This is a genomic window from Amycolatopsis sp. NPDC102389 (assembly GCF_044765885.1).
In the GTDB taxonomy this organism is placed as follows: Bacteria; Actinomycetota; Actinomycetes; order Mycobacteriales; family Pseudonocardiaceae; genus Amycolatopsis.
The window spans coordinates 138,845-158,775 of the sequence record NZ_JBIWKX010000011.1 but is presented as its reverse complement, the minus strand read 5'-3'; the positions used below and the strand labels follow the sequence as shown (position 1 = coordinate 158,775).

The following is a 19,931-nucleotide window of genomic DNA, read 5'->3' as shown; positions in this document are numbered from 1 at the left end:
AACGACCGTGCGTGTTAGGAAGATCCTGATCGCGGCTGTTTCCGTACTGGTCGCGGCGACCACGCTGTCGACGGCGGGAGCACAGGCGATTCCGGGGAGCGAACAAGATCGAGACCGCGCGGCGGGCCGGTTCGACAAGCCGCGCGAAGGCTTCGCGCCCGCGTCCACCGTCCTGCGTGACGGCGCGCCCTCCGACGTCGGCCTGGACCCGGAGCCGATCAAGGCGGCCGAGCGGTTCATCGAGAGCTGGACGAAGCCGGACGCCACCGGGCATCCGCATTTCTCCGGAGCGGTCGGCGTGCTCGCGCACGACGGCGTGGTCGTCGAGCGCCAGGCCGTCGGCGGCGCGGTCCGCTACGCCGACGCGAACGGCACAGAACTGCCACCGGAGCAGCAGGTGCCGATGCGCGCGGACACCATCTTCGACATGGCCTCGATCTCGAAGCTGTTCACCTCCATCGCGGTGATGCAGCTGGCCGAGACGGGCAAGCTGGACATCTCGGCGCCGGTGGTGCGATACCTGCCGGAGTTCGGGGTGAACGGCAAGGAGGCCGTCACCGTCCAGCAGCTGCTCACGCACGTCTCGGGCTTCGCCGCGACACCGCTCCCGTCGCTGTGGGAGGGCTACCCGGACATCCCGTCTCGCCGGAAGGCCGTTCTCGACAGCCCGCTGAAGAACGCGCCGGGCAGCACGTACCTCTACTCCGACATCAACCTGCTGACGCTCGGTTTCCTGGTCGAGAAGGTGGCCGGGGCCCCGCTGGACAAGGTGGTCCAGGACCGCATCGCCGCCCCGCTGGGCCTGGCCGACACCGGCTACAACCCGCCGGCGTCGAAACTCGCCAGGGTCGCGGCGACCGAGTACGCCGCGAAGCCGCCTCGGGGGCTCGTACGCGGCGAAGTCCACGACGAGAACGCCTGGTCGCTGGGCGGCGTCGCCGGGCACGCGGGCGTGTTCTCCACGGCCGCCGACATGGCGGTGCTGGCGCAGACGATCCTCAACGGCGGCGCGTACCGCGGCCACCGGATCCTGCGCGAGGAGACCGTGCGGGCGATGCTGACGAACTACAACCACAAGTTCCCCGACAACGCGCACGGGCTCGGCTTCGAACTCGACCAGCCCTGGTACATGGGCGCGCTGTCGGCGACTTTGACGGCGGGCCATACCGGCTTCACCGGGACCTCGCTGGTGATCGATCCGCTGTCGCGGTCGTTCGCGATCCTGCTCACCAACCGCGTGCACCCGACACGGAACTGGGGCTCGATCAACCTCGCCAGGGAGACGTGGGCGAGCTCGCTCGCGAAAGCGATGGCCGTCCGCCCCGCGCACGGCCGCGAGGCGTGGTTCAGCGGTGCCGGGGACGTATCTACTGCCACGCTCACGACTCCGCTCTTACAGACGCGTGGCGGGCCACTGAAGGTCTCCTTCGACACCTTCGTGGACACCGAAGGTCCCTCGGACTCGCTGTTCTTGGAAACAAGTGTCGACGGCGGAGCCACCTGGAAATCGATTACCCTGCGTGCGACCGGACCAGGCGCGCCCGCCGGGGACCAGACCGGGCTCGGCGGGCACGGACATCGCGCTTGGTGGCGGGTCGCCGCCGAGGTGTCGCAAAGCTCACAAATCACCCTCCGCTGGCGTTACACGACCGACGCTCGTTACACCGGACGGGGAATTTCTTTGGACGGTGTGAAAGTCACTGAACGCGGCCGCACACTGCTGGACAGTGAGCATAATCCCCCTACTTTCGTCGCTACCGGCTGGAAGTTGAGCACTAGGTAGCCAATCGGCTCCGATGTGCTGACCGGACCGCCCCGTTGACCGGGACACAGCCCCTTGCGTCGCGACACTAAGTTGCCAAGTCGTTAGCTCGACCTCGTTAACGGCCTCGACCTGGTTAGCGACTTTCTGGTCAACGATTAATCGCAAATCGAATCCGCAGACACGGATAGGTTGCGATCTTCCCGAAGGGTGTGGGTAGCCTTGTCGCAGATGCCAACGGTTAGTAACTTTCCCACGGTGGGCGATACCGATTCCGTAATCGCGGCCGCACCGTCCGAGACCGTGCCGGCGCAGCCGACACGGGACGCTGACGCGAGCCCGCTGGTCCGGATTCGCTCCCTCCTGCCCGGGCTCGCCCGGGCCGAGCAGCGTGTCGCGAAGGTCGTCCTCGACGACCCCGCGACGGTCGCGCGGCGCAGCATCACCGAGGTCGCGCTCGCGGCCAACACCAGCGAAACCACCGTCACCCGGTTCTGCAAGGCCGTCGGCGTCGGCGGATATCCGCAGCTGCGGATCGCCTTGGCGGCCGACACCGCCCGCACGGAGGCCCGGTCGAGCCGGAACCTCGGCGGCGAGATCGGTCCGGAGGACGACCTGGCCGCGGTGATCGGCAAGGTGAGCTTCGCGGACGCCCGTGCCGTGGAGGAGACCGCCGACCAGCTCGACATCCCGTCGCTACAGCGGGTGATCGACGTCCTGGCGGGCGCCGGCCGGGTGGACGTCTACGGCGTGGGCGCGAGCGCGTTCGTGGCCGCGGACCTGCAGCAGAAGCTGCACCGCATCGGGCGGGTCAGTTTCGCCTGGTCGGACACGCACATCATGCTCACCTCGGCCGCCGTGCTGAGCCCCGGAGACGTCGCGATCGGCATCTCCCACACGGGCGCGACCACGGACACCGTCGAGGCGCTGCGCGTGGCCCGCGAGCACGGCGCGATCACCGTCGCCGTGACGAACTTCCCGCGTTCGCCGATCACCGAGGTCGCCGACCACGTGCTGACCACGGCCGCGCGGGAGACGACGTTCCGCTCGGGTGCGACCGCCAGTCGCATCGCGCAGCTGACCGTCATCGACTGCCTGTTCATCGGTGTCGCGCAGCGGCACATGGACGCGTCGGTCAACGCTCTCGACGCGACCAGGGACGCGGTTGGCTCGCACCGTCTGGGCGTCCGGCCCGACGGCAGGCGACGGCCGCGGGAAACCGGCAAATGAGCGAAAAAGTGAGGCGCATGATGACCGTCCCACGCCAGGTGGTGCACGTCGACTCGCCAACCGAACAGCGCAATCCACGGACGACCGACATCGACCTGATGTCGACCATGGGCATCCTCGGCGCGATCAACGCCGAGGACCGCCGGGTCCCCGAAGCCGTCGCCGCGGTGCTGCCGCAGGTGGCGCGGGCGGTCGACTTCGCCGTGGAAGCGCTGCGGTCGGGACACCGCGTGCACTACTTCGGGGCCGGTACTTCCGGCAGGCTGGCGACGTTGGACGCGGCGGAGCTCGTGCCGACGTTCAACGTGCCCTCCGATTGGTTCATCGCGCATCACGCGGGCGGCGCGCGCGCTCTGCGCCAAGCCGTCGAAGACGCCGAGGACAACGCGAAGGCCGGAGCCGCCGAGGTGGCCGAGTCCGTCGCGCCCGGCGACTTCGTGCTCGGGCTGACGGCTTCCGGCCGGACGCCCTACGTGCTCGGCGCGCTGGCCGCGGCCAGCCGTCACGGTGCGCGTACCGCGCTGGTCTCGGGCAATCCGGCAGCGGTGACGCCGCCGGGTGTCGATGTCCTCATCGCGGTGGACACCGGCCCTGAGGCGATCGCCGGGTCGACGCGGATGAAGGCGGGCACGGCGCAGAAGATCATCCTCACGGCGTTCTCCACCGCGACGATGATCAAACTCGGCCGTACGTATTCGAATCTGATGGTCAGCATGCGGGCGACCAACGCGAAGCTGCGCGGGCGGACCATCCGGATCCTGCGCGAAGCCACCGGGATGAGCATGGCGGACTGTTCCGACGCGCTCACCGAGGCCGACGGCGACCTCAAGGTGGCGCTGGTCCATCTGCTGTCCGGCGAGGACGTCGCGAATGCGGCGAAGGCGCTGACGGCCAACGATGGCCACGTACGGAAGGCTCTCGACTCCCTGAGGGTGCGCGCGAGCTGAACACCGGCGGACAGACCCGTTCATCCCGACGCCTCGCGCTCACGCGACGCGAACGGGTGTCCGTCGCCGGGATGGCCGGATTCATCCTGCTGCTCAACGTCATCGGCTGGGGGGTCCTGACGCTTTTCGTGGCGCCGCGCCAATACGAGCTCGGCGCCACGGGCGTGTTCGGGGTCGGCCTCGGGGTGACGGCGTTCGTACTCGGTATGCGGCACGCGTTCGACGCGGACCACATCGCCGCGATCGACAACACCACCCGCAAGCTGATGGCCGACGGGCAGCGGCCGCTTTCGGTCGGTTTCTGGTTCTCCCTCGGTCATTCGACGATCGTGTTCGTCCTGTGCCTGCTGTTGTCCCTCGGCGTCCGCGCGCTCGCCGGGGCCGTCGAGGACGACTCGTCGGCTCTGCACGAGGCGACCGGGCTGATCGGGACGTCCGTTTCCGCGGTGTTCCTGTACCTCATCGGGATCATGAACCTGGTGGTGCTGGTCGGCATCGTGAAGGTGTTCCGGCGCATGCGGCGGGGCGAGTTCGACGAAGCGGCGCTGGAGCGGCAGCTCGACAATCGCGGCTTCATGAACCGCCTGCTTCGCGGCGCCACCAAAGCGGTGCGCAAGCCTTGGCACATCTACCCGATCGGCGTGTTGTTCGGTCTCGGCTTCGACACCGCGACCGAGATCAGCCTGCTGGTGCTCGCCGGCGGCGCCGCGGCGTTTTCGCTGCCCTGGTACGCGATCCTGGTGCTGCCGATCCTGTTCGCCGCGGGGATGACGCTGTTCGACACCGCCGATGGCTGCTTCATGAACTACGCGTACGGCTGGGCGTTCGCGAAGCCGGTGCGGAAGATCTACTACAACCTCACCGTAACGGCGCTTTCCGTCGCGGTCGCCTTGCTCATCGGGACGATCGAGGTCATCTCGATCATCACCGAACGGTTCGGCATCACGACCGGACCGCTGGCGGCGATCGGGTCGCTGAGCCTCGACTACGTGGGCTACGCGGTTGTAGCGCTCTTCGTGCTTACGTGGCTCTTCGCGCTTCTCGTGTGGCGCTTCGGGCGTATCGAGGAGCGCTGGTCGGCCCGGCTGCCGGAAAGCGGCTCCTGACCTGCGGAAAGAGAGCAAGGGACCTTTGCTACCACTGGGCGCGTCCCCCTCGTGGCCGATGTCCCCAATGTGGCATTGGAGACGCTGAGTGTCCCCAATGCCACATTGGGGACACTCGGCTCAGCAGCGGCACAGCGGTCAACGCGGTACTTAGCATGCCTACGCAATCGATAGCAAAGGTCCCTTGCTCCCTCCTTGGTCAGGCGGACTGGGCCACCTTCGCCCGCGAAGGGACCGAAAGCGCGAAGCCCAGCAGGGCGACGAAGGCGGCGACGGGACCGACCCACCAGACGCCCGCCGACGACAGGACGACGCCACCCAGCGCCGCGCCGAGGGCACCGCCGCCGTAGATCGCGGAACCGTTGAGCCCCATGGCGACCGTCGGCGCGTCAGGCGCCAGCGAAAACAGCCGGTGCTGCTGCGGCACCATCAGCATGCCACCGAAGACCCCCGAAGCCAGCGCGAGGACCAGCGAGCCGGGCAGGCTCAGCACGGCGACGTCCAGCAGCGCGAACGTCACGACCGTGCCGATGAGCGAGATCGAGCGGACGCGCGCGGGGCCGAGCGAGTCGGTGGCCCGGCCCGCGAAGACGTTGGCCACGATCTGCCCGATCCCGAAACCGACGAGCAGCCACGAGATCATCGCGCCCGCCGCCACCGGCGCGACCAACACCGGCAGGTACACGAAGGCCGCGAAGCCCGCGGCGGTCCCGAGAACGCTCACGCCGAGCACGCGCGCGATCGGCGGCCGCGCGACGACGGCGAGCCTGTCGCGCAACGACACCGTCGGCATCCGGACCCCGGGCAGAAGCGGCACGAGCAGCATCACGATCAGCGCCACCGCGCCGATCCCCCACATCACCGCGCGCCAGCCGAACCAGGTCCCGGCCAGCACCCCGATCGGCACGCCGAGCACCATCGAAACGCTCATCCCGTTGGAGACCGTCGCCAGCGCGCGGCCGCGCCGTTCGTCCGACGCCAGCGCGCCGGCGAGGACATAGGCGTTGGACTGGAACGCGGCGGCGCCGAGCGCGGCCAGCACCCGTGCGACGGCGACCACGGCGAAGGACTCGCCGAGCGCCTGACCGGCCATGCCGATCGTGAACAGCCCCATCCCCGCGCCGAGCACCCAGCGCCGGTCGAGCCGTCCGGTGAAGGCCGCGATGAGCGGCGAGGAGATCGCGTAGGTCACCGCGAAAACAGTGGTCAGCTGGCCCGCGACGGCTTCGGAAACGCGCAGGTCGGCGGCGATGGTGGGCAGCAGCCCGTTCAGGACGAAGCCGTCGGTGCCGACGGTGAACGTCCCGACGGCGAGTACCAGCAGAGCCCCCAGAGCGAGCCGATCATTTGATGATCGTCGAATCGTCATGGGAGGTATAGTGACGGGACTATTCGATGACTGTCAAATAGTTTGGAGTGACGTGAGCAGCACGCTGCCGCAGCCGTCGACCGACGAGATCGAGATCGTGCCGGTACTCCAGGCACTCGCGGACCCCGTGCGCCTGGAGCTGATCCGCGCTCTCCGAAGCAACCCTTCGCCGCGAAGCTGCGCTATCACCGAGTACGACGTCGACATCAGCGCGCCGACGCTCTCCCATCACTGGAAGGTGTTGCGCGAGGCCGGCCTCACGACGACGTTCGTCGAGGGCCGGACCCGCTGGGTCGAGCTACGGACCGAGGACGTCCACACGCGTTTCCCCGGGCTACTGGACGCCGTCCTCGCCTAGCCGCCACTTCGCCGCGAGTTCCGCCGCGGCGCACACGCCGACGTCGAGCAGATACGGCCCCGCCTGCCCGCAACCGGACCCCGGCGCGATCGGCTGACCGTGCCCCATCCCGGCGACGGCGTGCGTGTCGACGGCCGCGCCGACGTCGGTCCACTGCTCGGAAAGCTCGCGCATGTTCAGCGGAGCGACCGTGTAGTCCGCGGTTCCGTGCCAGACGCTGACCGGCGAACGCGTCCCCGTTCCCGCGGCCCGCACCTTGTCGCCCCATTGCTTCGGAGTCAGATCCTTGCCGGGATTCATGCAGGAGTACGCGTCGATCATCGAGGTCGCGCAGCCGTAAGGCAGCCCCGCGACGACACCGCCGCCCGCGAACAGTTCCGGATACGCCGCCAGCATCACCGAAGTCATCGCGCCACCAGCCGACAAACCGGTCACGTACGTCCGGCTCCCGGCCGCGTACCGCGCCATCTGCGCGATCGATTCGGCCTCCCCGGAACCACGTTTGATGTCGCCCGCTTGGAACCAGTTGAAGCATTTGCTGAAGTTGTTCGCCGATTCCTGTTGCGGCAGAACGAGCTTGAACCGCAGCTTGTCCGCGAGCCCGACCCAGCCGGAGCCGCGCGCGTAGCCGGCGGCATCCTGGGTGCAGCCGTGCAGCACGACCACCGCTGGCCGCCCGGACGGCAGCCCGTCGGGAACGTATTCGTACATCCGCAAAGCACCGGGATTGCTCCCGAACCCGGTCACCGGGCGGATCGTCGCCGCCTGCGCCGGAGCCGAAAAGAGAAGGGTCAATGCCGAAACCACCGCGCCGATGAGGAGTTTTCGCATCACCTCAGGCTAAAACCGCCGACGCCCGCTTCCCACGTGGAAGACCACCACAGCGACTGCCCGTTTTGTGTGGCCGCGCCGGGTACCCTCACCCGAGAACCCCGTTTACCGTCGGCCGATGCGGCTCTTCCTGGTCCTCGCGATGATGCTGGCCCTGGCCACCCCCGCCCAGGCGGCGAGCGGTTGCGGGAACGTGCGCGTTCCCGGCGCCGTGCGACAACAACTGTCCTGTTTGGACGATCTGACCACCACCGGAACCCTGGCCACCGGGCACACGGTCCAGTCCGACTGGGCCGGGCTCACCTCCGCCGGTCTCCCTGTCCCCCAAGGCGTTCCCGGTATCCAGATCGACGGCTACTTCCCGGACTCGTCGACGGCCAACACGACACACGGCTGGAATCACGACGCCCAGTTCGTGCTGCGCCTGCCCGATCGCTGGAACGGCGGCCTCGTGGTCTCGGGGTCACCCGGCGTGCGACGGCAGTACGCGAACGATCGCGCGATCGGCGACCAGGTCCTCGCGGCCGGTTACGCGTTCGCCGCGACCGACAAGGGCAATACCGGCGCCGACTTCCACACCGATGGACGCCGCCCCGGAGACGCGCTCGCCGAATGGAATTCGCGGGTCACGCAGCTGACCATCGCGGCGAAGGCGGCCGTCGCGCACCGCTACGGACGCCTGCCGAGCCGCACTCTCGCGGCCGGGATGTCGAACGGCGGTTACCTCGTCCGCTGGCAGCTCGAGCACCGGCCGTGGCTCTACGACGGCGGAATCGACTGGGAGGGCACGCTTTGGCACGAAGACGGGCCGAACCTGTTCACTTTCCTGCCTCCCGCGATCAAGGCCTACCCCGCGTACGCCGCCGGTTCCGCGCAAGCCCACCGGCAGATTCTCGATGCCGGTTTCGCGCCGGGCTCGGAATTCCTCTGGCAGTACCACAACGACGTCTACTGGGGCTTGACGCAACGCATTTATCAGGCCGAATTCGATCCCACGTTCGCCGGGGCCGACTACGACTACGCCACTCGCCCGCCGTCGGTACACCGCGCGGTCGAACGGATCTCGCTGACCGGCCGGATCGGCAAACCGCTGATCACCCTGCACGGCACCCTCGACACCCTCCTGCCGATCACCCGCGATTCCGACGTCTACCAGCGGATGATCGCCGAGCAGGGCCGCGCCGGCCTGCAGCGCTACTACCGGATCGTCGACGGCAACCACGTCGACGGGCTGTACGACGCGTACCCGGACAAGCTGCGTCCGATCGGCCCCTGTTTCCGGACGGCGTTCACCGCGCTCGAAGGCTGGCTCGACGGCGTCCGCCCGCCCGCTTCGGCGACGATCCCGCGCGCGAGCGGTGACCTCGCGACCACTTGCGCACTAAGCTGATCGAATGGAATTCCAGGACGTCGTACGACGCCGTCGCATGGTCCGGAAGTTCACCGACGAGCCCGTCGCGGAGGCGAGCCTGCGGCGCGTTCTCCGCAACGCGCTGAAGGGTCCCTCGGCCGGTTTCTCACAGGGACAAGGTTTTCTCGTCCTCACCGGCGAGGAACTGGCGAAATTCTGGGAGTTCGGGGCGAGCTGGGCGCCGGAAACCGTGACCACGGCACCGGTCGCGATCGTCCCGTTCTCGGTCAAGAACGCCTACCTCGACCGCTATGCCAAGCCCGACAAGGGTGTCGCCGATCGCGACGAATCGTGGTGGCGCGTGCCGTACTGGGACATCGACACCGGGATGGCGACGCTGCTGATCCTCCAGACAGCCGTCGACGAGGGTCTCGGCGCGGTGTTCTTCGGGCTCGCGCCGGAAAGCGTGGAGCGGCTGCACAGCGAGTTCGGCGTGCCCGCGGATCACGACCCGATCGGCGTCGTGGCACTCGGCCACGGTGACGAGCCCGGGCCGTCTCCCGGCTCTTCGGCGACCAAGATCGCCCGGCGCGAATTCGAGGAGGTCATCCGTTTCGGTCACTGGTGAGGCGATGCAGCCTGAGCGCGAGCTGGAGTTCCAGCGCGCGCTCGGGTGCCTGCCATTGCTCGCCCAGCAGTGACGCGATGCGGTCCAGCCGCTGCACGACGGTGTTGACGTGCACGTGGAGCAGATCCTTCGCCCGCGTCAAGTTGCCGCCACAGGCGAAATACGCGCGGAGCGTGCCGATCAGATCCGTGCCGCGGCGTTCGTCGTAGTCGAGCACCGGGCCGATCGTGGCGGTCACGTACGCGCCGAGATCGGCGTGCTCTCCGAGAAGCAGCCCGACGAACCCGAGGTCGGCCATGCTCGCGCCTTCCCCCGCCCGGCCCAGCGCCAGCAGCGACGCGACACAACGCGCGGCTTCGGCGTGCGCCACTGCCAGCTCTCGCGGGGAGGCCGCCGGGCCCGCCGCGCCCACCGTCACCGGACAGTCCATTGTGGACGCCAGCTCGGCGGCCACGGATCGCGCCAGCGCGCCGGGATCCGCGCCGCGGACCAGAAGGACCACCTCGTCGGCGTGGACCCCGACCAGATCCGCGTGCCGCGAGGCCGCCGTGGCCAGCCGTCGCCGGGAGACGTCGTCGGAATGCGCGATCAGCACCGCGTGCGATGTCGACAAATCGACTCCCAAGCGTCGGCCGCGTGCCAGCAGCGCGGCCGGATTGCGGGTCGGCGCGGTGAGGAGGTCCGACAGCAACTCGCCGCGCACCTCGTCCTCGGCGCGCGCGACGGAACGCCGCTGCATCAGCAGCACGGCGGTGACCACGCCCGCCCGTTCGAACAGCCGCCGGTCGGCCTCGCCGAGCGAGCGTCCGCCGCCCAGCACCAGGCTGCCGAGGAACTCCTGCCCCGCCTGGACCGCGCACAGCCAACCGTCCTCAGTGGACACCGCACGCCCGCTCGTCCTGGACGCCGAAACCGCGGTCCGCGAAAGACTCAGCTCGCCGTCGGTCCTGGCGAGGACGGCACCGTCCGCGTCGTAGACGGCGATGGCGCCGCCGAGCACGTCCGCGACCGCGGCGGCGACCTCGGCCAGATCGCCCCCGCGCAGCACGAGATCCATCAGCCGGTCGTGCGCGTCCTCGGCACGGCGCATGGCGTCGTTGTGCGCGCTGATCGTCGCGTTGGCGGCGTTCAGCTCGGCGACCGCGCGGCGCGTCTCGTCGAGCAGATGCGCGTTGTCCAGCGCGATCGCCGCGTGGTCGGCCAGTGACGACAGCAGCGCGACCTCGTCGGGCGAGAACTCGCGCGTGGTCCGGTCCGAGGCGAACAGGACCCCGATGACCTTGCTGCCGATCGCCAGCGGCACTCCGAGGATTGCGGTCAGCCCCTCGTCGAGCACCCCGGTGTCGATCGACGACGTGTGATGGAACCGCTTGTCGTTGAAGTAATCCGCCGTCGCGTACGGCCGCGCGGTCTGCGCGACCAGCCCGCCGAGCCCCTCGCCCATGCCCAGCACGATGTCCTGGAACAGCGCGGAAACCGACCCGTCGGTGACCCGGACGTAGGTCTTGCCCTCGGTCTCGTCGTTGAGGCTGAGATACGAGACGTCGACGCCGAGCAACGCCCGCGCCCGCCGCACGATCGACCGCAGGACGGCGTCCGGATCGTCCAGCCGCGCGAGGTCGCTGGCCGTGTCGAACAACGCGGCCAGCTCCGCCTCACGCCGCCGGTGCTCGGCGACGGTGTCCCGGATCCGCAGCGCCAGCTCGGTGGCCTTCGGGTCGACGGGGACGTGCGCCAGCTGCTCGCTGCCCGCCCCGGAGGCGAGCAGTTCGAGCAGCCGGCGCAACTGTGCGGCACTGTCCACAGCGGTCATGCTGGCACGTGACCGCGCTCCGTGAGAACTTCGGAGTGCAGGGACTCACCCTTGGTCTCGCGGGCGGCGAGCAGGGCGATCACGGTCAGCACGCACATCGCGACGACGTAGAGCGAGACCGGGATCGTGCTGCCGAACTCCTTGAACAGCGCCACCGCGATGAGCGGCGCCACCGCGCCCGCCGCGATCGACGACAGCTGCCCGCCGACCGAAAGGCCGGTGTAGCGCACCCGCGTCGGGAACTGCTCGGAGAAGAACGCGGCCTGCGGGCCGTACATCGCGCCGTGCAGCACCAGCCCGATGGTCGCCGCGAGAATGATGACGCCGGAATTCTTCGTGTCGAGCATCGCGAAGAACGCGAAACTCCACACCGCCATGCCGATCGCGCCGAACAGATAGACCGGGCGACGGCCGATCCGGTCGGAAAGCTTTCCCCACAAGGGAATGGTCACGAAATGCACGGCCGAGCCGATGAGTACCGCGTTGAGTCCCGCCGATTTCGGCAGGCTCAATCCGGTGGTGACGTAGACGAGGATGAAGGCGGTGATCACGTAATAGGAGACATTCTCCGCCATTCGCGAACCGATCGTGATCAGCACCGCGCGCCAGCTCTTGCGGAACACTTCGACGACCGGCGCGTGTGTGGTCGTGTTGTTCTTCTGCGCCGCGAGGAACACCGGCGATTCGCTGACCGCGAGCCGGATCCACAGCCCGATCACCACGAGGACACCGGAAAGCAGGAACGGGATCCGCCAGCCCCAGCTGAGGAACGCCTCGTCGGACTGCGTCGCCGCGAGGATCGCCAAGACCGCCGTCGCGAGCAGGTTTCCGCCGGGAGCACCGCATTGCGGCCACGACGCCCAGAATCCGCGGCGCTTGTCGTCGCCGTGTTCGGAGACGATCAGCACCGCGCCGCCCCATTCGCCGCCGAGCGCGAAACCCTGCACGAGCCGCAGCAGCGTCAGCAGGATCGGTGCCAGGGCACCGACGGAGGCGTACGTCGGGAGGATGCCCATCGCGCAGGTCGAACCGCCCATCAGCAGGAGGCTCAGTACCAGCAGCTTCTTGCGGCCGACGCGGTCGCCGAAGTGCCCGAACACCAGCCCGCCGATCGGCCGCGCGAGGAAGCCGACGGCGTAGGTCAGGAACGCGAGCAGCGTGCCGGTGAGCGGATCGTTGGTGGGGAAGAACAATTTGCCGAACACCAGCGCCGCGGCGGAGGTGTAGAGGAAGAAGTCGTACCACTCGATCGTCGTGCCGATCAGGCTGGCGCTGACGACCTTCGCGATCGAGCCGCGGTTCTGGGTGGTCACCGAGGGAGTCCTTTCCGGGGAGGGGTTCACGCGGCGGTCCAGCCGCCGTCGAGGGGGATGGAGGTGCCGGTGACATGGGCGGCGTGGTCGCCGGACAGCCAGAGCAAGCACGCGGCGACGTCGGCGGGTTCGATGAGCCGTTTGATCGCCGAACGGCGCAACAGGACCTGCTCGATGACGGCGTCGCGTTCGAGCCCGTGTTCTTCGGCCTGCGCCTGGAGCTGGCCGGTGACCAGCGGCGTCCGGACGTAGCCGGGGTTGACGCAGTTGCTGGTCACGCCGTGTTCCGCGCCTTCGAGCGCGGTGACCTTGGAGAGGCCTTCGAGCGCGTGCTTCGCGGTGACGTACGCGGATTTGAACGGGCTCGCGCGGAGGCCGTGGACGCTGGACATGTTGACCACGCGCCCCCAGCCGCGTTCGTACATGCTCGGCAGCGAGCGGCGGATGAGCAGGAACGGCGCGGTGACCATGAGTGTCTGGACGCGGGTGAACGTCTCCGGAGGGAACTCGTGGATCGGCGCGATGTGCTGGAAACCGGCGTTGTTGACGAGGATGTCGATCTCGGCCGGCAGGGTTTCGACGGCCTGGGCGTCGGTCAGGTCGACGACGTGCGCGATGCCGTCGACGTCGGCCGCCGCCTTCTCGACGGCGTCGTCGATGTCGACGAGGTGGACCTTGGCCCCGGCCTCGGCGAGCGCTCCGGCGCAGGCCAGGCCGATCCCGCTCGCCGCGCCCGTGACCAGCGCGGACTTACCCGCCAGATCGCTGTGATACGCACCACTCATGCCGGACGACGTTAGGTCGCCAAGCCCGCTTAAGCCATGTGGTCACGCCCCACACCTGGGCAAGATCCCATGTGGGATTTCGCCAGGGTCAGCCGGCGGCGTCGGAGATCGACTTCGCCTCGCGAGCGCCGGCTTCGAAGGCTTCACACGAAAAGAGAAGCCAACCCCGGACACCCTCGGGCGTCCCGGCACTGAAGGCCGAAGCGGCTTCGAGGTACTTCGGCACCCGCCGGAAGTACGCGACCTCCGGCACCGTCAGCGCCTTCGGGTCCAACCCGGTCGCCACCGCCGAAAGCCGCGCCGCCGCCCGCGCGACGACACCGTCCGCGGAGCCGAAAGGCTTGAGCGCCAACAGTTCCCCGTGCACGACGGCGGTCAGCACCGGGCCGGGGACCGCCGTCGCGCCGGTGACCAGTTGCGCCAGCATCTCCAGCCGCGGCCCGACGTCACCCGACGACCGCGGCCGTCCCAGCGCGTCGGAATCCGTCACCAGATCCGACGCGGCGAGAACGTGCAGACGCGCCAACGCCTGCAGCGGCGCACGCCGCCAGGTCGGGAGCAGACCTTCCAGCGCTTCCGCGACTCGCAGCGCGCCCGCCAGCACCGGATCGGTCACCTCGCCGGATTCCGGCAGTTCGGGCGCCGCGCCTTCGATCCCCGCCGACGCCCGCGCCGACCGCACGGACGCCTCGGCGGCCGTCGCCGCGCCGCCACGCAGGTTCGCGGGCAGCCGGTGGACGGCGAACACGGCGTCCTGTGCCGATTTCGCGGCCGCGGCGACCCCTTCGAGGTCCAGCAGCGGCTTCAGCGGATCCGTCACGCGTCCAGCACCTGACCCTCGCGTCGCACGACCGGTGCCTGCACCGACCACGGGAAGTTGATCCACCGGTCCGTGTGCTTCCAGACGTAGTCGCATTTGACCTCGGAACGCGGCTTCTCGTAGACCACCGCGCAGCGCACCTCGGCGACGTGGTCGGCGCAGAAGTCGCGGACCAGCTTCAAGGTCGCGCCGGTGTCCGCGACGTCGTCGGCGACCAGCACCTTCTTCTTCGTCAGGTCGACGACGTTCGGCACCGGCGGCAGCATGACCGGCAGGTCGAGCCGCTGGTCGACGCCGGTGTAGAACTCGACGTTCATCACGTGCAGGTTCTTGACGTCGAGCGCGTAGCCGAGCGCGCCCGCGACGAACAGCCCGCCGCGCGCGATCGACAGGATCAGGTCCGGCTCGAAGCCGTCGTCGGCGACGGCCTGTGCCAGATCCCTGCTGGCCGTCCCGAACAACTCCCAGGTGAGCTCTTCCCGCTCCTCGGCCATGCTGCCTCGCCTTCTCGATCGTTCCCGCGAGCATAGGCAACGGCTTAGTGGCCTTTTCGAATGCTTCAAAACTGGCTATCCAGTAAGGCCATTGCCGGTCGTAACGTCAAGATCGTGACCGACTGGAACACCCACACCACCCTGACCGGCGAACGCGTCCGCCTCGAACCCCTCACCCGCGACCACGCCAAAGGCCTGTTCGAGGCCGGCTCCGACCCGGCGATCTGGACGTGGCTCAGCCTCCGGCAGCCGCGGGACCTCGCCGCGGCCGAGGCCATGGTCGACGACATCCTCGCCGACACCGGCCGCCGCGCCTGGGCGCAGATCGACGCCCGCACCGGCGAGGTCGCGGGCACGACGTCGTTCTACGCGATGAACGCGCGCAACAAGATCGTTTCCGTCGGCTACACCTGGATCGGTTCCGAATGGCAGCGGACCGGGCTCAACCGCGAGTCGAAACTCCTGTTGCTGCGCCACGCTTTCGACGACCTCGGCGCGAACCGCGTCTCGTGGGAGACCGACATCCGCAACCTCAAGTCGCAGAAGGCGATCGAACGTCTCGGCGCACAACGGGAAGGCGTGCTGCGCGCGCATCGCGTGCGGCCAGACGGAACGATCCGTGACACCGTCGTCTACTCCCTCACCGGACCAGAATGGCCGGCGGTCCGTACCGCTTTGTCCTCAAGTGTGTGAATGCCGTACGCAACCACGATGCAACCTTTTACTTCGCGTCGTAACGTCGATAGCGTGCCAACGGGCGTGAAGACACGCGAAACACAGGAGGCATCGCACCATGACCGAGCAGTCGCCGGCGCTGGACAATTTGCTCACGGAGAGCAGGACCTTCCCCCCGAGTGAGGCTTTCAGCGCGCAAGCGAATGCCACCGCCGACTTCTACGCCGAAGCCGACGCCGACCGGGAAGCGTTCTGGGCCAAGCAGGCCGAGCGCCTCCACTGGGAAACGAAGTGGTCGCAGGTACTGGACTGGACCAATGCGCCGGTGGCGAAGTGGTTCGTGGGCGGGAAGCTCAACGTCGCGTACAACTGCGTCGACCGCCACGTCGATTCCGGGCACGGCGACCAGGTCGCCATCCACTGGGTCGGCGAGCCCGGCGACAACCGTGACATCACCTACGCCCAGTTGAAGGACGAGGTTTCCCGCGCGGCGAACGCCCTCGAATCCCTCGGTCTCAAGGCGGGCGACCGCGTCGCCATCCAGATGCCGATGGTGCCCGAAGCGATCTTCGCGATGCTCGCGTGCGCCCGCATCGGTGTCCTGCACAGTGTCGTCTTCGGTGGTTTTTCCCCGACAGCGCTGCGTTCCCGGGTGGACGACCAGGCGGCGCGGGTCGTCATCACCACCGACGGCCAGTACCGCCGCGGCAAGGCCGCCCCGATGAAGGCCAATGTCGACGAAGCGCTCGAAGGCGCCGAATCGGTCGAGAAGGTCATCGTCGTGCGCCGCACCGGCGAAGAGGTGCCGATCACCGAAGGCCGCGATCTCTGGTGGCACGAACTGGTCGACGGCCAGTCCGCGGAGCACGCGCCGCAGGCGTTCGACTCCGAGCACCCGCTCTTCATCCTTTACACCTCCGGCACCACCGGGAAGCCGAAGGGCATCCTGCACACCTCCGGCGGCTACCTGACCCAGGCCGCGTACACGCACCACAACGTCTTCGACCACAAGGCCGGCGAAGACGTCTACTGGTGCACCGCCGACATCGGCTGGATCACCGGCCACACGTACATCGTGTACGGGCCGCTGGCGAACCGGACGACGCAGGTCGTCTACGAAGGCACGCCGAACACCCCGCACGAGGGCCGCCACTGGGAGATCGTCCAGCAGCACAAGGTCTCCATCTACTACACCGCGCCCACGCTGATCCGCACGTTCATGAAGTGGGGCAACGAGATCCCGCAGAAGTACGACCTCTCGTCGCTGCGCGTGCTGGGCAGCGTCGGCGAGCCGATCAACCCCGAGGCGTGGATCTGGTACCGCGAGAACGTCGGCGCGAACTCGGCGCCGATCGTCGACACCTGGTGGCAGACCGAGACCGGCGCGATCATGATCTCGCCGCTGCCGGGCGTCACCGCCACGAAGCCGGGCTCCGCCCAGAAGGCGCTGCCGGGCATCTCGGCGAAGGTCGTCGACGACCAGGGCGTCGAGGTCGGCAAGGGCGGCGGCGGGTACCTGGTGCTCGACAAGCCGTGGCCGGGCATGCTGCGCGGCATCTGGGGCGACGAGCAGCGGTTCCGTGAGACCTACTGGTCCCGCTTCGCCGACCAGGGCTACTACTTCGCCGGAGACGGCGCGAAGTACGACGCCGACGGCGACGTCTGGCTGCTGGGCCGGGTCGACGACGTGATGAACGTGTCCGGGCACCGCATCTCGACCACCGAGGTCGAGTCGGCGCTGGTCTCGCATCCGACGGTCGCCGAGGCCGCCGTCGTCGGCGCGACCGACCCGACCACCGGGCAGGGCATCGTCGCGTTCGTCATCCTGCGCGGCAACGCCGTGGATGGCGGAGACGCGGCCGTGCAGGAGCTGCGCAACCACGTCGCCAAGGAGATCGGGCCGATCGCGAAGCCGCGGCAGATCCTGGTCGTGCAGGAGCTGCCGAAGACGCGGTCCGGCAAGATCATGCGCCGCCTGCTGCGCGATGTCGCCGAGAACCGCCAGGTCGGCGACGTGACCACGCTGGCCGACTCGTCGGTGATGGACCTGATCTCTTCGGGACTGAAGTCCGGCAAGTCGGAGGAGTAACCCCACTTCAAGCCTATGAACGGCCCGTTCCTCGCGAATTTCGCGAGGAACGGGCCGTTCCTCGCATCCGACACGCCTAGCACACCCCGGTTCGCTTCACTCGAACGCCTGTTCTAGGATGTGCCGGGTACCACCCCATACCCGGGCAAGGAGACGACACCGACGATGACCGTGGATGCCTTGACACGCACTGACGCCGTGTCCGAAGAAGCGGCTACCGAAGCGCCCGTCGACTCGACGCCGCAGGCGGAGACGGCCGAAGCCCCTGCCGAGGCCAAGACCGAGACTCCGGAAACCCCTGCCGAAGAGGCTCCTGCCTCCGAAGGCATGGCGGAGTCCCCCAAGCCCAAGCGTGGCCGCCCGAAGGTCGCCACGACGGCGAAGAAGACCCGCACCGTCGAGCTGACCCTCACGGTCACCGGCACCGCCGACGGCGAGTGGCAGGCCGAGCTCAAGAACGGCGCCAAGTGGGTCGCGAAGGGCCTGGAGATCCCGGCCGCCGCCGTGTCCCGCGCCGCCAAGGAGCTGCACGCGGACCTGTCGGGCCCGATCGACGAGGTCATCAACGCCGCTCGCGAGCTGCAGGCCGCGAAGGTGGCCCAGCTCGAAGCCGAGCTGGAGAAGGCGAAGCTGGCGCTGGCCGAGCTGGACGCCTGAGACTTTCCTCCCGACCGGGGCGGACGCTGGATATCAGTGTCCGCCCCGGTTTTTTCATTCCGCGATCGGTGGCCTCGAAGGCAGCGGCGTCTTGAACTCGACCCACTGACTGTCCACAATGGCCTCGACGCTGTGCGGAACGCCGCGGGGGTGGACGATCGTCCCGCCCGCCTCCAGCGTCACTTCCCTGCCGTCGAGCGTGCCGCGCAGCGAACCCGAGACCAGGTACACGATGCTGTCGTGATCGTGGCTGTGCACCGGGGAAGCGACACCGGCCGGATAGCAGATCTCGTACGCCAGACCGCCTTCCGCCTTCGCGAGCGTCCGGAACCGGCCCTGGCCGCCGATCAGCGGCAGACCCTCCACTGTGGACATCGGAGTCCAGGTCATCGCACGGCCTCCATGGCGGCCGCCTCCTCGCGGTCCGGGTCACGGGCGAGCAGGACACCGATGATGGTCACCACCGCGGTCGCGAGCAGGTAGATCCCGATCGCCACCCAGGTGCCGTAACCGGCGAGCAACGCCGTGAGCAGCAGCGGCGCGGGCGCCCCGCCGATGACACCGGCGAGGGTGTACGCCAGCGAGCTGCCGGTGTAGCGCAGGCGCGGCGAGAACTGCTCGGTGACGAGCGCGGCCTGCGGCCCGTAGAGCGCGGCGTGGATGACGAGCGCGAGCACGATGCCGAGCACCAGCATGAGGAACGAACCGCCGCTGACCATCGGGAAGAACACGAACGGCCAGATCCCGGCGGCGATGGTCGCGACCAGGTACATCTTGCGCCGCGAGACCCGGTCCGAGAGCGCGCCGAACGCGGGCATCAGCACCAGCTGGAACGCCGAACCGATCATCACCGCGGCCAGCCCGGCGCCGCGTGAGAGGTCGGTGTGCGTGGTGACGTAGGTGAGCACGAAGACGGTGAACAGCGCGTACAGGACGTCCGGGCAGACGCGGATCAGCACGGCCGCGGCCAGCGCGCGGCGTTCGGTGCGGAAGACCTCGGAGATCGGCGCCGACGGACGTTCGCCACGCTCCTGGATCTGCTTGAAGACCGGCGTCTCCTCCAGCTTGAGCCGGATCCACAGGCCGAAACCGACCAGCGCGCCGGAAAGCAGGAACGCGATCCGCCAGCCCCAGCTGTTGAACTGGTCCTCGGTGAGCAGCGCGGCGAGCACGGCGAGGACACCGTTGGCGAGCAGGTTGCCCGCGGGCGGGCCGATCTGCGCGGCCGAGGCCCAGAACCCGCGTTTGTTCGGATCGCCGAACTCACTCGACAGCAGGACGGCGCCACCCCATTCGCCGCCGATGCCGACCCCCTGCGCGAACCGCAGCGCCACGAGCAGCACCGCCGCGAAGCCGCCGATGCTCTCGTACGTCGGCAGGACACCGATGAGGAACGTCGCCACCCCGGTGAGCACGAGCGTCATGACCAGGATGCGTTTGCGGCCGAGCACGTCGCCGAGGCGGCCGAACAGGAACCCGCCGAGCGGCCGGGCGAGGTAGCCGACGGCGTAGGTGGAGAACGCCGCCATCGTGCTCGCGAGCTGGTCTTCCGAGGGGAAGAAGAGATGCCCGAAGATCGTCGCGGCCGCCACCGAGTAGGCCGCGAAGTCGTACCACTCGAGCGCTGTCCCCGAGAGGCTGGCCGCGAAGGCCTTGTGTAACGAACGCCGGTCACCGGCTGGTGAGGTCATGTCCACATCCGT

19 protein-coding genes are annotated in these 19,931 nt (G+C 68.7%); 10 read left to right on the top strand and 9 right to left on the bottom strand.

From position 1 onward, the window contains the following. Positions 1–7 precede the first annotated feature (7 nt). From ACIRGA_RS13295 to ACIRGA_RS13280, 4 genes are all read left to right on the top strand, one after another. Complete coding sequence (locus ACIRGA_RS13295; protein ID WP_400940287.1) at positions 8–1,783, top strand: serine hydrolase; 1,776 nt, start codon at positions 8–10, stop codon at positions 1,781–1,783. A gap of 237 nt (positions 1,784–2,020) precedes the next feature. Next, complete coding sequence (locus ACIRGA_RS13290; RefSeq protein WP_400940284.1) at positions 2,021–2,992, top strand: MurR/RpiR family transcriptional regulator; 972 nt, start codon at positions 2,021–2,023, stop codon at positions 2,990–2,992. 17 nt (positions 2,993–3,009) lie between these two features. Then, positions 3,010–3,939: an N-acetylmuramic acid 6-phosphate etherase gene (locus ACIRGA_RS13285; RefSeq protein ID WP_400940281.1), complete on the top strand. Its 930-nt coding sequence runs from the start codon at positions 3,010–3,012 to the stop codon at positions 3,937–3,939. 56 nt (positions 3,940–3,995) lie between these two features. Continuing rightward, positions 3,996–5,045 carry a HoxN/HupN/NixA family nickel/cobalt transporter gene (locus tag ACIRGA_RS13280; RefSeq protein WP_400940279.1) on the top strand — a complete coding sequence of 350 codons (1,050 nt, stop codon included), beginning with the start codon at positions 3,996–3,998 and terminating at the stop codon, positions 5,043–5,045. Positions 5,046–5,244: 199 nt separating this feature from the next. On the opposite strand, the gene ACIRGA_RS13275 is transcribed toward ACIRGA_RS13280, so the two are convergent. Then, positions 5,245–6,414 (bottom strand): MFS transporter, encoded by a 1,170-nt coding sequence (locus ACIRGA_RS13275; protein ID WP_400940276.1) that lies wholly within the window; start codon positions 6,412–6,414, stop codon positions 5,245–5,247. Positions 6,415–6,466: 52 nt separating this feature from the next. Here ACIRGA_RS13275 and ACIRGA_RS13270 point away from each other — a divergent pair, with 52 nt between their 5' ends. Beyond that, the gene (locus tag ACIRGA_RS13270; protein WP_400940274.1) at positions 6,467–6,772 is read left to right on the top strand and encodes an ArsR/SmtB family transcription factor; all 306 of its coding nucleotides are present in this window, start codon (positions 6,467–6,469) and stop codon (positions 6,770–6,772) included. Here ACIRGA_RS13270 and ACIRGA_RS13265 read toward each other — a convergent pair. Continuing rightward, on the bottom strand, positions 6,749–7,603 hold the full coding sequence (locus ACIRGA_RS13265) for an alpha/beta hydrolase family esterase (protein WP_400940271.1): 855 nt from the start codon (positions 7,601–7,603) through the stop codon (positions 6,749–6,751). The two genes, ACIRGA_RS13270 and ACIRGA_RS13265, sit on opposite strands and share 24 nt — an antisense overlap. Before the next feature lie 118 nt (positions 7,604–7,721). Here ACIRGA_RS13265 and ACIRGA_RS13260 point away from each other — a divergent pair, with 118 nt between their 5' ends. Beyond that, positions 7,722–8,993, top strand: coding sequence for a tannase/feruloyl esterase family alpha/beta hydrolase (locus ACIRGA_RS13260; RefSeq protein WP_400940269.1), 1,272 nt, complete (start codon positions 7,722–7,724; stop codon positions 8,991–8,993). A 4-nt stretch (positions 8,994–8,997) separates the two neighbouring features. Further along, positions 8,998–9,582 (top strand): nitroreductase family protein, encoded by a 585-nt coding sequence (locus ACIRGA_RS13255; RefSeq protein ID WP_400940267.1) that lies wholly within the window; start codon positions 8,998–9,000, stop codon positions 9,580–9,582. Here ACIRGA_RS13255 and ACIRGA_RS13250 read toward each other — a convergent pair. The 5 genes from ACIRGA_RS13250 to ACIRGA_RS13230 all read right to left on the bottom strand — a co-directional run bounded on the left by ACIRGA_RS13250 (position 9,560) and on the right by ACIRGA_RS13230 (position 14,807). After that, positions 9,560–11,395 (bottom strand): helix-turn-helix domain-containing protein, encoded by a 1,836-nt coding sequence (locus ACIRGA_RS13250; RefSeq protein ID WP_400940265.1) that lies wholly within the window; start codon positions 11,393–11,395, stop codon positions 9,560–9,562. The genes ACIRGA_RS13255 and ACIRGA_RS13250 overlap by 23 nt on opposite strands. Next, positions 11,392–12,708 carry an MFS transporter gene (locus tag ACIRGA_RS13245; RefSeq protein WP_400940262.1) on the bottom strand — a complete coding sequence of 439 codons (1,317 nt, stop codon included), beginning with the start codon at positions 12,706–12,708 and terminating at the stop codon, positions 11,392–11,394. Before ACIRGA_RS13245 ends, ACIRGA_RS13250 begins: the two co-directional genes overlap by 4 nt. A gap of 26 nt (positions 12,709–12,734) precedes the next feature. Continuing rightward, positions 12,735–13,493: a 3-hydroxybutyrate dehydrogenase gene (locus tag ACIRGA_RS13240; protein ID WP_400940259.1), complete on the bottom strand. Its 759-nt coding sequence runs from the start codon at positions 13,491–13,493 to the stop codon at positions 12,735–12,737. An 88-nt stretch (positions 13,494–13,581) separates the two neighbouring features. After that, a complete protein-coding gene (locus ACIRGA_RS13235) occupies positions 13,582–14,313 on the bottom strand; it encodes an oxidoreductase (RefSeq protein WP_400940257.1) in 732 nt (243 codons plus the stop codon). Next, positions 14,310–14,807 carry a phosphoribosyltransferase gene (locus ACIRGA_RS13230; protein WP_400940254.1) on the bottom strand — a complete coding sequence of 166 codons (498 nt, stop codon included), beginning with the start codon at positions 14,805–14,807 and terminating at the stop codon, positions 14,310–14,312. The genes ACIRGA_RS13235 and ACIRGA_RS13230 overlap by 4 nt, the downstream gene beginning before the upstream one ends. 114 nt (positions 14,808–14,921) lie before the next feature. Here ACIRGA_RS13230 and ACIRGA_RS13225 point away from each other — a divergent pair, with 114 nt between their 5' ends. The 3 genes from ACIRGA_RS13225 to ACIRGA_RS13215 all read left to right on the top strand — a co-directional run bounded on the left by ACIRGA_RS13225 (position 14,922) and on the right by ACIRGA_RS13215 (position 18,228). Continuing rightward, a complete protein-coding gene (locus tag ACIRGA_RS13225) occupies positions 14,922–15,500 on the top strand; it encodes a GNAT family N-acetyltransferase (RefSeq protein WP_400940251.1) in 579 nt (192 codons plus the stop codon). A gap of 100 nt (positions 15,501–15,600) precedes the next feature. Next, positions 15,601–17,571, top strand: a complete 1,971-nt coding sequence (acs, locus tag ACIRGA_RS13220; RefSeq protein WP_400940249.1) for an acetate--CoA ligase — start codon at positions 15,601–15,603, stop codon at positions 17,569–17,571. A 165-nt stretch (positions 17,572–17,736) separates the two neighbouring features. Next, positions 17,737–18,228, top strand: a complete 492-nt coding sequence (locus ACIRGA_RS13215) for a DUF6319 family protein (RefSeq protein ID WP_400940246.1) — start codon at positions 17,737–17,739, stop codon at positions 18,226–18,228. A gap of 54 nt (positions 18,229–18,282) precedes the next feature. On the opposite strand, the gene ACIRGA_RS13210 is transcribed toward ACIRGA_RS13215, so the two are convergent. Next, entirely contained in the window at positions 18,283–18,618 is a 336-nt protein-coding gene (locus ACIRGA_RS13210; protein ID WP_400940244.1) for a cupin domain-containing protein, read from the bottom strand. Further along, positions 18,615–19,919: an MFS transporter gene (locus ACIRGA_RS13205; protein WP_400940242.1), complete on the bottom strand. Its 1,305-nt coding sequence runs from the start codon at positions 19,917–19,919 to the stop codon at positions 18,615–18,617. The genes ACIRGA_RS13210 and ACIRGA_RS13205 overlap by 4 nt, the downstream gene beginning before the upstream one ends. Positions 19,920–19,931: the final 12 nt, after the last annotated feature.

Bases quoted from the DNA above. Each gene is read 5' to 3' on its own strand.
- ACIRGA_RS13250 (WP_400940265.1), bottom strand. From the start codon at position 11,395: ATGACCGCTGTGGACAGTGCCGCACAGTTGCGCCGGCTGCTCGAACTG.
- ACIRGA_RS13230 (WP_400940254.1), bottom strand. From the start codon at position 14,807: ATGGCCGAGGAGCGGGAAGAGCTCACCTGGGAGTTGTTCGGGACGGCC.
- ACIRGA_RS13285 (WP_400940281.1), top strand. From the start codon at position 3,010: ATGATGACCGTCCCACGCCAGGTGGTGCACGTCGACTCGCCAACCGAA.
- ACIRGA_RS13275 (WP_400940276.1), bottom strand. From the start codon at position 6,414: ATGACGATTCGACGATCATCAAATGATCGGCTCGCTCTGGGGGCTCTG.
- ACIRGA_RS13210 (WP_400940244.1), bottom strand. From the start codon at position 18,618: ATGACCTGGACTCCGATGTCCACAGTGGAGGGTCTGCCGCTGATCGGC.
- ACIRGA_RS13260 (WP_400940269.1), top strand. From the start codon at position 7,722: ATGCGGCTCTTCCTGGTCCTCGCGATGATGCTGGCCCTGGCCACCCCC.
- ACIRGA_RS13265 (WP_400940271.1), bottom strand. From the start codon at position 7,603: ATGCGAAAACTCCTCATCGGCGCGGTGGTTTCGGCATTGACCCTTCTC.
- ACIRGA_RS13255 (WP_400940267.1), top strand. From the start codon at position 8,998: ATGGAATTCCAGGACGTCGTACGACGCCGTCGCATGGTCCGGAAGTTC.
- ACIRGA_RS13215 (WP_400940246.1), top strand. From the start codon at position 17,737: ATGACCGTGGATGCCTTGACACGCACTGACGCCGTGTCCGAAGAAGCG.
- ACIRGA_RS13240 (WP_400940259.1), bottom strand. From the start codon at position 13,493: ATGAGTGGTGCGTATCACAGCGATCTGGCGGGTAAGTCCGCGCTGGTC.
- ACIRGA_RS13205 (WP_400940242.1), bottom strand. From the start codon at position 19,919: ATGACCTCACCAGCCGGTGACCGGCGTTCGTTACACAAGGCCTTCGCG.
- acs (WP_400940249.1), top strand. From the start codon at position 15,601: ATGACCGAGCAGTCGCCGGCGCTGGACAATTTGCTCACGGAGAGCAGG.